General features: G+C 69.0%; 11 protein-coding genes. 2 read left to right on the forward strand and 9 right to left on the reverse strand.

The annotated features are described in order from the left end of the window. Positions 1–176: 176 nt before the first annotated feature. The 8 genes from ACYVD1_RS22455 to ACYVD1_RS22490 all read right to left on the reverse strand — a co-directional run bounded on the left by ACYVD1_RS22455 (position 177) and on the right by ACYVD1_RS22490 (position 8,994). Positions 177–1,091, reverse strand: coding sequence for an MBL fold metallo-hydrolase (locus ACYVD1_RS22455; RefSeq protein ID WP_460776236.1), 915 nt, complete (start codon positions 1,089–1,091; stop codon positions 177–179). A gap of 107 nt (positions 1,092–1,198) precedes the next feature. Beyond that, positions 1,199–2,074, reverse strand: coding sequence for a PHP domain-containing protein (locus ACYVD1_RS22460; RefSeq protein ID WP_460776238.1), 876 nt, complete (start codon positions 2,072–2,074; stop codon positions 1,199–1,201). 61 nt (positions 2,075–2,135) lie between these two features. Beyond that, entirely contained in the window at positions 2,136–2,801 is a 666-nt protein-coding gene (locus ACYVD1_RS22465; RefSeq protein ID WP_460776241.1) for a DUF6758 family protein, read from the reverse strand. Positions 2,802–2,925: 124 nt separating this feature from the next. Next, on the reverse strand, positions 2,926–4,818 hold the full coding sequence (gene typA / locus ACYVD1_RS22470) for a translational GTPase TypA (protein ID WP_460776243.1): 1,893 nt from the start codon (positions 4,816–4,818) through the stop codon (positions 2,926–2,928). Positions 4,819–4,986: 168 nt separating this feature from the next. After that, positions 4,987–5,415 (reverse strand): (deoxy)nucleoside triphosphate pyrophosphohydrolase, encoded by a 429-nt coding sequence (locus tag ACYVD1_RS22475; protein ID WP_460776246.1) that lies wholly within the window; start codon positions 5,413–5,415, stop codon positions 4,987–4,989. Positions 5,416–5,760: 345 nt separating this feature from the next. Beyond that, a complete protein-coding gene (gene recD2 / locus ACYVD1_RS22480) occupies positions 5,761–8,010 on the reverse strand; it encodes an SF1B family DNA helicase RecD2 (RefSeq protein ID WP_460776249.1) in 2,250 nt (749 codons plus the stop codon). 18 nt (positions 8,011–8,028) lie between these two features. Then, positions 8,029–8,430: an MmcQ/YjbR family DNA-binding protein gene (locus ACYVD1_RS22485; RefSeq protein ID WP_460776251.1), complete on the reverse strand. Its 402-nt coding sequence runs from the start codon at positions 8,428–8,430 to the stop codon at positions 8,029–8,031. 96 nt (positions 8,431–8,526) lie between these two features. Further along, positions 8,527–8,994, reverse strand: coding sequence for a hypothetical protein (locus tag ACYVD1_RS22490; protein ID WP_460776254.1), 468 nt, complete (start codon positions 8,992–8,994; stop codon positions 8,527–8,529). 168 nt (positions 8,995–9,162) lie between these two features. On the opposite strand from ACYVD1_RS22490, the gene ACYVD1_RS22495 reads away from it, so the two are divergent. Continuing rightward, positions 9,163–10,212 carry a serine/threonine-protein kinase gene (locus tag ACYVD1_RS22495; protein ID WP_460776257.1) on the forward strand — a complete coding sequence of 350 codons (1,050 nt, stop codon included), beginning with the start codon at positions 9,163–9,165 and terminating at the stop codon, positions 10,210–10,212. Between the two features lie 40 nt (positions 10,213–10,252). Here ACYVD1_RS22495 and ACYVD1_RS22500 read toward each other — a convergent pair whose 3' ends face one another. Continuing rightward, entirely contained in the window at positions 10,253–10,810 is a 558-nt protein-coding gene (locus ACYVD1_RS22500; protein WP_460776259.1) for a hypothetical protein, read from the reverse strand. Positions 10,811–11,121: 311 nt separating this feature from the next. Here ACYVD1_RS22500 and ACYVD1_RS22505 point away from each other — a divergent pair, with 311 nt between their 5' ends. After that, complete coding sequence (locus ACYVD1_RS22505) at positions 11,122–13,233, forward strand: bifunctional metallophosphatase/5'-nucleotidase (protein ID WP_460776263.1); 2,112 nt, start codon at positions 11,122–11,124, stop codon at positions 13,231–13,233. Positions 13,234–13,238 lie beyond the last annotated feature (5 nt).

The raw sequence follows: 13,238 nt of genomic DNA on the forward strand, positions 1-13,238 counted from the left end.
GGAACTCCTTCTTCGGCCTTGTGCCAGCACCACTGGATACGCCGCTCCGTAGCGGGCAAGCCCCGACTGACGCGGCACTTGCCGATCTCGGCCGGCACACCCGCAGCCCTCAAGCACCGCGTGCCGCCGCCCTTTGCGGGGCGACGGCACGGATGCGCGTGGTTCCGGGGCTCGGCTCAGACCCAGGAGTCGAAGTTGCGCCCTTCGGCCTCCACCGTGGTGGAGGGGCCGCGGTCGGGAAGCACCCGGGTGGTCGGCGGCAGGGACAGCAGGTTCTCGCCGATGGAGGCGAGCTGAGTCGTGTAGTCGAGGTAGGTGTTGCCGACCATGCCGGGCTCACCCTTGCGCAGGGTGTCACCGCTGAAGACGACGCCGAGCTGACTGATGTAGTAGCCGATGGTGCCGGTAGCGGTCCCGGGCAGGGCCAGGATATCGACGTGCAGGTCACCGATGTCCAGGGCGCCCTCGCCCTCAACCTCGATCTCAGGGCGGTGCTCCGCGCCGTGGATACGGCGCCAGGCGCGCATCTCACGGGGGTGCAGGGCGATGTCGGCCTCGGCCTCCTCGGCGATGGTGAGCGCCGCCTCGATGTGCGGGCTGTACGCGTTGGTGCAGGCCACGAGGTAGACCTCGCGGTCGCCGACGGCCTTCATGATCGCCTCGGCGTCGTGGGCGGGGTCGATCACCACGACGCCGTCCTTGTCCGCCTCGACGATCCACGTGTTGCTGATGATGTCGTGCTTCTCGCCGTCGAACTCGAAGGTTCCGGCGGTGCGTACGCGAGTGATGCCGTCGGCGTCGGGGCCGGAGACACCGACTTCCTCGACCTCGTCGTCCTCGTCCTCCGTGTCAGCCTTCGCGGAGTCCGCGTCAGCCTTCTCCTCGGCGTCGTCGGAGGCCTCGCCCTCGCTGGCTTCGGCGTCCTTCTCGGCGTCCTCTGCGGACTCCGTGCCCTTGGCGCCTGAGTCCTCGGCCGCAGTCTCGGTCTCGACCTCGTCGGTGTCGGTCTCCTCCGTGCCGTCCGCGACCTCCGCAGCGGAATCGGTGGCCTCCTGGCCGTCCTGCTTCTTCGACTTCCGCTTCCAGAACACGTCGTCAGACCTTTCGTCCAGGTATGGGTGGTAAAACGCTGCGACCATTGTCGCGTCCGCGCGCAGTGGTCCGTACCGTACCGAACCTCAAGGGGTACGGGGACCGCTCACCCCTTGACCAGAGGGGCACCCGTGGCGGGTGCCACGAGCTCGTCGAAGGCCTCCGGGGACGTTGTCCGGCAGCCCAGCCGGTGGCCGGTGAGGGCGCCGTGGTCGTCACTGGACCCGGTCACCACCACTCCCAGCTCAGCGGCGACCCCGCCCCAGAACTTGCGTTGGGGCCGGTTGTGCGAGGGGTGGTCGGCCTCGATCCCGCCGAGACCGGCCTCGGCCATTCGTTCGGCCAGCTCCACGGGGACGGCACCGTTGGTGGCGCCCTCGGCACGTCCCGGATGCGCCAGCGAACACACGCCGCCCGCCGCCCGCACCAGTTTCACGGCGCGGACCGGGTCGATCGCGTACCGCGCCGCGTAGGCCGGTCCGCCGGAACCGATCCAGCGGTCGAAGGCGTCCTGTACGTCCTTGGCCGCTCCCGCCTCCACGACGGCGCGCGCCAGGTGGGGGCGGCCGATGGTGTTGGCGTCGGCGTACTCGTCCCGACCGGCCCCGGCGATCTGGAGCACGCGCTCCCAGGTCACGTCGACGCCGTGCTCCTGGAGTTTGCACACCATTTCCTCGGCACGGGAGGCACGGTCGGAGCGGACCCTGCGCAGTTCCGCGTCGAGCCCCGGGGAGTCCGGATCGAACAGGTAGCAGACCAGGTGGACGCTGGACCCCTGGTAGGCGCAGGACAACTCCATCCCGGGAACAAGAGTGAAGTGGGGAGGGAGGTGTCTGGCGGCCTCTTCGATCCCCCCGACGGTGTCGTGGTCGGTCAGTGCGAGTACGTCGAGTCCGGCAGCGACCGCGTACTCGATGACCTCGGCGGGGGCATCGGTGCCGTCGGAGACCGAGCTGTGGGAGTGCAGGTCGATACGTGTCACCGGGCGATTGTACGTAAGTCGAGCCGGACCCGAGCGGTATGGGCAGCCCGGACCCGCCAAGTCAGCCCGATGCGTCCGCGGGAGCGAGGACCCGGTCGAGGAAAGGACTGAGTGCCCCGTACGGCGGTTCGAGGGCGACACCGCCGTCCCTGATGTCGCGCAGGTCCCGCAGTGAGTTCACCTCGCACATGAGCATGCCGGTGTCGGCGGAGGCGAAGACGAACCACAGCCAGTGCGCGAGCGCCTCTCCGGCGTAGCCTGCGCGGTCAGGCCCGACGTCCAGGTTCCACAGCGCCACCTCGTGCCCGTCGAACCGCACTTTGGCGTCGGGCGGCCCGGAGTCGAACCCCGCGCCGGGGTCGGGGCCCGCCAGTCCGGCGAGGCGTGCGCCGAGACCGATGCCCGGGTCCTCCGCGACGACGACGACCTCGCCGACCCCGCCGAGCGGGTTCGGACCGGACAGGGCCACGGCCGTGGCCAGGGCTCCGCTGCGTTCGTCGCCGACGTCGGCGAATCCGGTGACCACCCAGCCCGTCGGCAGCGGCCAGGGGACCCACACGGGGACATTGGCCTGCGGTAGGAGGGCTTCGAGCGAGGCAGAGCCCGGGGCACGGACCCCTTGGAGGGGCGCCACAGGTCCGTGGGCGTCACACTGCCAGGCGCTCGTCCACAACCCCGGAGGTTGCACGGAGCGCCCACAACGTGGACACGAGGGCTCGGGTTTCATGTTCTTGGGGTGTACCCGAGAGGTGTTCGGCGAAAACGCGGGGTGGGCGGTCACGATCGTGCTCCGCCCACCCCGGGGTGCCCTGGAGGGACCTGGCCCTTCCTGGACCACCTGCTGCCGTTGGCTACTGCTTCTGGCGCTTCTTGTTCGCCGCGATCCGGCCGCGCTCCTTCTGGTCCAGGATGACCTTGCGGATGCGGATGTTCTCGGGCGTCACCTCGACGCACTCGTCCTCGCGGCAGAACTCCAAAGCCTGCTCGAGGGAGAGCTTGCGCGGCGGCACCAGGCGGACCAGCTCGTCGCCGGTGGCCGAACGCATGTTGGTGAGCTTCTTCTCCTTGGTGATGTTGATGTCCATGTCGTCGGAGCGGGAGTTCTCGCCGACGATCATGCCCTCGTACACCTCGGTGGTCGGCTCGACGAAAAGCGTGCCGCGCTCCTGCAGGTTGAACATCGCGAACGCGACGGCCGCACCGGCGCGGTCGGCGACCAGGGAACCGTTCTGGCGGGTGCGCAGGTCACCGAACCACGGCTCGAACTTCTCGAACACGTGGTGGGCGATACCGGTACCGCGGGTCTCGGTGAGGAACTCGGTGCGGAAACCGATGAGGCCGCGGGAGGGCACCAGCCAGTCCATCCGCACCCAGCCGGTGCCGTGGTTGACCATGTTCTCCATGCGGCCCTTGCGGACGCTGAGCACCTGGGTGATGGCGCCCATGTAGTCCTCGGGCGCGTCCACGGTGAGCCGCTCGACCGGCTCGTGCACCTTACCGTCGATGATCCGGGTGACCACCTGCGGCTTGCCGACGGTCAGCTCGTAGCCCTCGCGGCGCATCTGCTCGACCAGGATGGCCAGCGCCAGCTCGCCGCGGCCCTGCACCTCCCAGGTGTCCGGGCGCTCGGTGGGCAGCACGCGCAGGGAGACGTTGCCGATGAGCTCCCGCTCCAGGCGGTCCTTGACCAGGCGGGCCGTGACCTTGGCGCCCTTGACCTTGCCGACCAGCGGCGAGGTGTTGGTACCGACGGTCATGGAGATGGCGGGCTCGTCGACCGTGATGAGCGGCAGCGCGACCGGGTTCTCGGGGTCGGCGAGGGTCTCGCCGATCATGATGTCCTCGATACCGGCGATGGCCGCGATGTCACCGGGCCCGGCCACCTCGGCGGGCTTGCGCTCCAACCCCTCGGTCATGAGGAGTTCGGTGATCTTGACCTGCTGGATACTGCCGTCGGTGCGCATCCACGCAACCTGCTGCCCCTTGCGGAGCTCGCCCTGCTGGACGCGGACCAGCGCCAGACGGCCGAGGAACGGGGAAGCGTCGAGGTTGGTGACGTGGGCCTGCAGGGAACCGTTGGGGACGTACTCGGGGGCCGGGACGGTGTCCAGGATGGTGCTGAACAGCGGGACGAGGTTGTCGTTCTCGGGCACCGCACCGTTTTCGGGGCGCTCCAGGGAGGCCTTGCCGTCCCGGGCGCACGTGTAGACGATCGGGAACTCGATCTGCGACTCGTCGGCGTCCAGGTCCATGAACAGCTCGTAGGTGTCGTCCACGACCTCGGCGATCCGGCTGTCGGGCCGGTCGACCTTGTTGATGACGAGGATGACGGGGAGCTTGGCCTGGAGGGCCTTGCGGAGCACGAAGCGGGTCTGCGGGAGCGGGCCCTCGCTGGCGTCGACGAGCAGGACGACACCGTCGACCATCGAAAGGCCGCGTTCGACCTCACCGCCGAAGTCGGCGTGGCCGGGGGTGTCGATGATGTTGATGACGACGTCGTCGCCCTCGGGCGTGGTGTAGTGGACCGCCGTGTTCTTCGCGAGAATGGTGATGCCCTTCTCGCGCTCCAAGTCGTTGGAGTCCATCACACGTTCGTCGACGTCTTGGTTCTCCCGGAACACTCCGGACTGCCAGAGCATGGCGTCAACGAGGGTCGTCTTGCCGTGGTCGACGTGAGCCACGATGGCGACGTTGCGCAGGTCGCTGCGGCGGGCGGAGCCCTCGACGGGCGTAGCGCTGGGCATGGGAAAGTCTCGATCTCCTGTACTGGGTAGAGACCGCAGAGTGCCACGGCCCGTTGCCAGTTTATGCGGTCATAGTGGTCTGGTTGGGAAACGTACAGGTCACCCCGGTTACCTTCATCACTCCGAAGTGCCCGGAAAGCCGGTGTCCCGTGTCCCTGAAAGCACGCCTCAAGCGGTGCTGGTGTGCGCTCCGAGCAGTGTGGTGAGCGGCCCCAGGAAGGGGACGTCAGCGGGCATCCAGTCGAGTTCGCCCAGCCCCCCGGAATCCACCCAGCGCAGTGCCAGGTGTTCCAGGGGGCGTGGTTCACCCTCCAGGAGTTCCGCCCCCAGCAGCCGCAGGACGACCGGCCGGGAGCGCCGTGCCGCGACCTCCGGTAGTGGAACGTCGTCCCCGATCGGTTCCAGGGCCCGGACGGTGACGCCCAGTTCCTCCCGGCACTCGCGGACGAGCGCTTCGGCCGGGGCCTCCCCCGGCTCGGCCTTTCCGCCGGGGAACTCCCACCGGCCGCGCTGGGCCTTGGGTTGGGCGCGCTGGGCGGCCAGGACGCATCCGTCCCGAATGATCGCGGCACCCACCACTATCAGAGTCTGTCGCACGAGATAACAGCCTAGGGCCTGCCGCGTGTGCCCTGACGACTCGGGACCGGACCGCCGCGATGCCCAGGAGTATCGATAGCCCCGGGTGCCAGCCCGATCCGGCCGGCACCCGGGCTGCCGCCGCTCTCCGGGGGGGGTGAAAGAGCGCCAGCATCCTGATTGGTCCCGCTGTCACCTGGGCGTACCGAGCACGGAGCGGAAAACCTCACTTGGGAAGATTCTCGCGAGGGAAGCAAGGTGACTGAACGAGAGCCTATGCACAAGGGACGGCCCGTGGGGCGGAATCCGCGAACGTCTCCGTACTTTTCGTGGGCCGAATCGGGCTTTTCGTGCGCATGGGGACGATCAGACGAGGGATTCGTGACGTTCGGCCAGGGGGCGGCGCAAACGGTGGGCGAGCCCGGTGTGCCTCCGGCCGGAGGAGGCGTTGCGGACCGCCTGGGCCAGGGCACGGCGGGACCCGACCAGAACGACCATCTTCTTCGCCCGGGTGATCGCGGTGTAGAGCAGGTTGCGCTGCAGCATCATCCAGGCGGACGTGGTGACGGGGACGACCACCGCCGGGTACTCGCTGCCCTGCGAGCGGTGCACCGTGATGGCGTAGGCGTGGGTGAGCTCGTCGAGTTCGGCGAAGTCGTAGCCGATCTCCTCGTCCTCGTCGGTACGCACCGACACTTCCTGGGCGACGGAGTCGATCCCGGTGACCACGCCGAGCGTGCCGTTGAAGACCCCGCTCTCCCCCTTCTCGTAGTTGTTGCGGATCTGGGTGACCTTGTCGCCCACCCGGAAGACCCGCCCGCCGAACCTGCGCTCCTGGATGTGCTCCGCCGGCGGGGTCACGGCTGTCTGGAGGGCGGAGTTGAGGTTGGTCGCCCCGGCGGGCCCGCCCTTCATCGGGGTCAGCACCTGCACGTCGCGGCGCGGGTCGAGGCCGAAGCGGCGGGGGATGCGCCGGGCGACCACGTCGACGGTCATCTGGGCGGCGTCCTCGGCATCGTCGCAGGGGAACAGGAAGAAGTCGGACATCCCCTGGAGGTGCGGCGGCTCCCCCTGGTTGACCCGGTGCGCGTTGGTGACCACGCCGGACTGCTGGGCCTGGCGGAACACGTGGGTCAGGCGCACGTTGGGGATGGGCGAGCCCTCCTCCAACAGGTCGCGCAGGACCTGCCCCGCCCCCACCGACGGAAGCTGGTCGACGTCACCGACGAACAGCAGGTGGGCCCCGGGCGGGACGGCTTTGACCAGCTTGTTGGCGAGGATCAGGTCCAGCATGGAGGCCTCGTCGACCACGAGGAGATCGCAGTCCAGAGGGTTGTCCCGGTCGTGCGAGGCGTCCCCGCCCGGACGCAGTTCGAGGAGGCGGTGCACCGTGGAGGCCTCGAAGCCGGTGAGTTCGGTGAGGCGCTTGGCCGCGCGCCCGGTCGGGGCGGCCAGGATGATCTTGGCGTCCTTGGCCATCGCCATGGTGACGATGGAGGAGACCGTGAAGGACTTACCGCAGCCCGGGCCGCCGGTGAGCACGCACACCTTCTGGGCGAGGGCCTCGCGGACCGCTCGCTGCTGGGCCTCGGCGAGCGAGGCACCGGTGCGCCGGTTGAGCCACTCCAACGCCAGGGGCCAGTCGACGTCGGCGAAGGCGGGCAGGCGTTCCTCCGGTGTCTCGAGCAGTGAGCGCAGACCGGAGGCCAGACCCAGCTCGGCACGGTGGAAGGGGAGCAGGTAGACGGCGCGGACGGGTTCCCCTTCGGGGCCGGGGACGGTCTCCCGTGCGACGCCCTCCTCGGCCACGAGCTCGGCGATGCACTCGATGACCAGCCCCGACTCCACCTGGAGGATCTTCACGGCTGCGGAGATGAGCCGTTCCTCGGGGAGGTAGCAGTGCCCGTCGTTGCTGGACTCCGACAGGGTGAACTGGATACCGGCCATGACCCGCTGTGGACTGTCGTGCGGGATGCCGACCGCTTGGGCGATGGTGTCGGCGGTCTTGAAGCCGATCCCCCACACGTCCGAGGCCAGCCGGTAGGGCTCCTTCTGGACCACCTCGATCGAGGCGTCGCCGTACTTCTTGTAGATGCGCACCGCCAGCGAGGTGGTGACCTCCACGCCCTGGAGGAAGACCATGACCTCCTTGATGGCCTTCTGTTCCTCCCATGCGTCAGCGATGAGCTTGGTGCGTTTGGGGCCCAGTCCGGGGACCTCGATGAGGCGTTCGGCCTCCTCTTCGATGACCTCCAGGGCCTCGGTACCGAAGTGCTCGACGATCCGCTCGGCCATCTTCGGCCCGATCCCCTTGATCAGCCCGGAGCCGAGGTAGCGGCGGATGCCCTGGACCGTGGCGGGCAGCACGGTCGTGTAGTCGTCCACGTGGAACTGTCGGCCGTACTGGGGGTGGGAGCCCCAGCGGCCGCGCAGCCGCAGCGCCTCGCCCGGCTGGACGCCCAGGAGGGAGCCCACCACCGTGAGCAGGTCGCCGCCCCGCCCGGTGTCGACCTTGGCCACGGTGTAGCCGGTCTCCTCGTTGGCATAGGTGAGGCGTTCCAGGACCCCTTGGACCACGGCCTGTTGAGGAGGGGTCGGCTTGGTTGTGGTGGACATGGGTACCTGCGTCCTTTCTCAGGCCTCGGCGCCGATCTCCGGGGTCTGCTCCTCCAGGACGGCGAGCACCCGGTCCCGGTCCGCCCGGCGCAGGCTGCGCGCGACCAGGACGTAGGAGTGCCTGAGCATCTCTACGAGCTCGTCTCCGGGAACGGTGCCGTCCAGCAACACGGAGTTCCAGTGCCGCTTGTTCATGTGCCAGCCGGGGGTGACCGCGGGGAACTGGTGGCGCAGCTCCAGAGCCAGTTCTGGGTCGCACTTGAGGTTCACCGTCTCGGGGCCGCCGTCGGAGCCGCCGGTGAGCAGGGCGAACATCTTCTGCCGCGCGACCTTGTACACGAGGATGCCGGGGCCGAAGGGCTCGCTCTCCTCCGCCTCCGGGAACCACAGGGCCGCGTCGATGAACTGCTCCGGTTTCATGGTCCTCCCCCTCTGGTGTCACCTCTGACCCTGCCAGAGGACACCGACCTTCGGGGGCCTCGTCCACCGGCCTGTGTACAACCCGCATGAATCTACTCAGCCGCCGCCGTCCGCCGCCCGTTTCGATCGTCCGACGAGCGAGAAGACGAGTACGGGCAGGAGCCAGCCCAGGAACAGCAACGCCGCGAAGGCAAGGATGTACGCAAGACTGCGCATCTCCACGAACTGGGACAGGAATGCCAGCCCCAGGGCCGGAACCAACAGTGCCACGAACATCCAGAAGGTGGCCCACCCGCTCAGCACCTCCCCGCGCGGAGCCTGAGCAGGGCCTACCCGCCCTTCCTCCGTGACCACGGCGAACAGGTCCCGTCCGCGCCATGTGAGCACGAGTTGCCCGTCGACCGGGTCTTCCGCCAGAAACTCGCGGATCAGGCCTCGACGGGTGGCGTGGTCGGTGGCGGCAGGAACGAACTCCCCCGACGGGAGCCGTGTCGCCCCCCTCACCGCGCCGTGCATGGCGGGGGTCACGTCGACGGTGGTCCAGTCGGCGAGCACGAACTTCACGTGGGGGGTCCTCAAAGACGTGGCCTGTACGGTCCGCACGCCAACCCTATGCCCGGTTTCTCCTGGTCTTCCGAGAGCCGGGCGCCCGAACCGCGGAGGATCGGTTGCACAGAGGGGCCCGGAGATAGACTTCGCCTCAACCGTCCACCTCTTCCGGTCGGAGGGCCCTTGAAGGCACGCGGCGTCCGCAGACTCGCTCCGCTGGAGCCCGGAGATCCGCGCGAGATCGGCGGGCACCGGGTGCGGGGGCGGGTGGGTTCGGGCGGCATGGGCACCGTGTACGCCGCGGAGTCACCCGGGGTGCACGGCTACCTGGCGGTGAAGGTCGTCCACCCGGAGCAGTCCTCCGACCACCGGTTCCGGGAACGGTTCGCACACGAGGCCCGGCTGCTGTCCAAGGTCAACAGTCCGTCGGTAGCCCGCTTCGTTCGGGCCGACGTGGGCTCCGAACGGCCGTGGATGATCACCGAGTACGTGCCGGGGCCCACTCTGCGCTACCACGTGGAGCGTTTCGGGCGGCTGCGCGGCGGCATGCTCCTCGGGTTCGCCGCCGGTATCGCCGAGGCCCTGCGGGCGATCCATGCCGCGGGGGTGGTGCACCGCGACCTCAAACCGGGCAACGTGGTGCTCTCCGTTCAGGGGCCCAAGCTGCTGGACTTTGGGATCGCACACGCGGTGGAGGACCCCGACCCCACGAAGTGGATCCGGCTGCGGAAAATGCGCCGTGCCTACCGGGACCTCGGGCTCCCCTCACCGGAGGCCCTGCCCGACGAACGCGTCGCCCAGCAGCGCGACAAGTTGGGCACACCCGGGTGGATCAGCCCCGAGCAGTACCGCGGCCAGCCGACGACGCAGCGGTCCGACGTGTTCCTGTGGGGCGCGACGGTCGCCTTCGCCTCAACCGCGCACGACCCGTTCGGGACGGCCGCCCCGGAGGAGATGTCCCGCCGGGTGGTGTCCGAGGAGCCCGACGTCCAGCACCTGCCACACGGCTTGGGAGAGCTGGTGGCGGCGGCGATGCGCAAGGATGCGAACGACCGGCCCGACTCCGAGGAGCTCCTCCGCGCGGTTCTCGCTCTGGAGGGGCAGACGGGCCAGGAGGACGGGAGCGTACGGGGACTCCTGGAGCGCCAGTGGACCAAGGTCGCGGTTCGGGTGCCCCGGCCGCCGAGGGAGGGCCGACTCTTCGGCCGCACCTCCGGGGAGGAACCGGCGTGAGGTGTCCAGAGCGCGCTTCTCCGGGGCCGACCCAGTCGACTTAGAGCAAGCCGTAGTGCGCTCGGCTCTCCTTGTCCCACATGAAGGCCATCATCGCGACGGTGAAGCCCAGCGGGACGATCGCGAGCAGGTCACCGGAGAACAGGTTCCATCCAAGGAGCAGGCCGGCCAGCCCTTGGAACACCATGGTGCCCCAGTAGACGCCCACGGTGCGACGGGGCAGACGTGCGGCGAGGAAGGTGGAGAAGATCCCGTACAGCCCGGTCACCAGCGCCATGGAGAGCATGAGCGAACGCATGGTCTCGGCGTCGAGGGCCAGGTCGACGTCCTGCTCGGCGGCGACCGCGGCCTGTTCGTCCAGGACCTCGGTCATCGCCTCGTTCGGCACGCTCATGCCCATGATGAAGAGCAGGGAGAGCAGCAGGCCGCAGGCACCGCCGATGAACATCAGGGTGCGGACCGTGGAGACCTTCTTGGGCATGGGCGCGTCGGGCCGCTGTGCCTCGAAGCTCGCGTTGAAGTCGGGCATTCCTCGCTGGGAGGGAACGCCGCCCTGTCCCGAGTTGGGGTCGTACGGGTCCTGGCCAGAGGGAAACACGAACGTCCTCCGAGGGAATCGAGCCGACTTTCAGTCCATGGTAGGGGCGCGTGGAGCTAAGGGCACCGGGCCGACGGGGGCGGAACCGGAACCCGAACCAAAAACCAACACACTGGGCAACAGAATCCGTGAAAATATTACCCTGAGTTATATTCAGCAGTCGGCAACCTCCGCGCACACTGGAGGTTCTGCAAATCGTAACCCCGGGGCCCGTGCCCGAACACCTCACCCCGTCTAGGGTGAACGAACTCCGATCTCACCCGCCTCACGGCGGTGTCCCCGCCAGATCCCCCAAAGGAGTCACAGCAGACATGTCCAGACTCGTGCGCACATCCGGCGCACTGATCCTGACAGGCGCGCTGGTGGTACCTTTCGCACCCGCAGCCAGCGCCTCCGCGCCCACGGACACCCCCGACGGTGACGCGGCCTTCACCCTCACCCTCCTGCACGGGAACGACCCCGAGTCCGCACTCCTGAACGCCCCCGCCGATCCGGACTTCGGCGGGGCCGCGCGGTACACGACCCTGCTCAACGAGCTGCGCGACGCCGAGAACGCCGGTGACGAGGCCGAGGACGGCGAGGCCGGGGAACACGGCGTGGTCGCCGTCAACTCCGGCGACATGTACCTTCCCGGGCCGGAGTTCGCCGCCTCGCAGGAGGACGGCGCGCCCTTCTACGACGCGATCGCCACCTCCCACGCGGAGTACGACGCGATCTCGATGGGCAACCACGAGTTCGACTTGGGCCCCGACCTGTACGCCGAGTTCATCGGCGAGCTGCCCGAGGAGACCACGGTTGTCGCCGCCAACGTGGACGTCTCGGGCGAGCCCGAGCTGGCCGCGCTGGAAGAGGAAGAGCGCATCGCCCCGAGCTCCGTCGTGGAGATGGAGGGGCACGACGTCGGCATCGTCGGTGCGCTCTACCCGCCCCTGCACACCATCTCGAGCCCGCGCGACGTGGTGGTGGACGAGGTCGTCGGCCCGGTCCAGGCCGAGGTCGACCGGCTGGCCGAGGAAGACATCGACAAGATCATCATGATCTCCCACCTCCAGGACATCACCTACGAGGAGGAGGTGGCCCAGGAGCTGACCGGCATCGACGCCATGGTCTCCGGCGGCGGCCACGAGGTGATGGCCAACCCCGACGACCCGCTGGTGCCCGACGACGAGGTCAGCGTGCACCCGGACACCGGCGAAGAGCTGTCCTACCCGCTGTGGGTGGACAACGCCGACGGGGTCGAGGTGCCGATCGTCACCGCCGGTTCGGACTACAAGTACGTCGGCCGACTGGTGATGAACTTCGACGACAACGGCGACCTCCACTCCATCGGCGACCGTTCCGGACCGGTACGGGTGTCCGGTACCGGCGACGACGCCGTCGAGCCGCACACCGATGTCGACACCGAGGTGGCCAAGCCCGTCGCCGACTACGTGGAAGAGCTCGCCGAGACCGAGGTGGCGCAGAGCGAGGTCGGCCTGGACGGCCGCAACCCGAGTGTGCGCAGCGAGGAGACCAACCTGGGCAGTCTGCTGGCCGACGCGCTCGTGGACACCGGTGTACGCAACGCCGAGGAGTACGAGGTTCCGGAGCCCCAGATCGGTATCCAGAACGGCGGCGGCATCCGCAACGACTCGGTGATCCCAGCCGGCCCGGTCACCGCGCTGGACACCTACTCGATCGCCGCCTTCGCCAACCAGGTCGCGGTGGTCCCGGAGGTCCCGCGCACACAGGTCAAGGAACTGCTGGAGCACGGTGTCTCCGCCATTCCCACCTCCGACGGCCGCTTCATGCAGGTGGCCGGGGTCAACTTCGCCTACGAGCCCGACAACACCGCCCAAGAGGTCAGCGAGGACGGCGAGGTGCTCACCGAAGGCGAGCGGGTGCGCCACGCGGTCCTGCACGACGGCACCGTGATCGTCGAGGACGGCGAGGTCGTGGACGGCGATGACATCACGATCGCGACCAACGACTTCTCCGCCGGCGGCGGGGACATGTACCCCTTCCGCGACGCCGACTTCACCGTGGTGGGCTCCACCTACCAGGGCGCCCTGGAGCAGTTCCTCACCGACACCCTCAGCGGTGTCGTGAGCGCCGAGGACTACCCCGAGGGCGGTGCCGGTCGCATCGTAGTCGGCGACGAGGCCACCGACCCGCCCGGCAACGGCGGCGGTTCGCCCACCGACCCGCCGGAGTCCCCGGACCCGACCGACGAACCGACCGATGGTCCGAGCGACCCGGACGACCAGAAGCCCGGCCGCCCCGGTGAGGAGGACGAGGACAAGGGCGGTGCCCTGCCGGTCACCGGTGGTGCCCTGACCGGTCTGATCATCGCCGCCGTGGTGGCCGTCGGCGCCGGTGGCAGCGCGCTCTACCTGAGCCGCAAGCGCAAGCCAGTGACCGGCCTCGGGGAGGTCGGCGCCTGATCCCG

Source organism: Nocardiopsis nanhaiensis, from assembly GCF_054778635.1.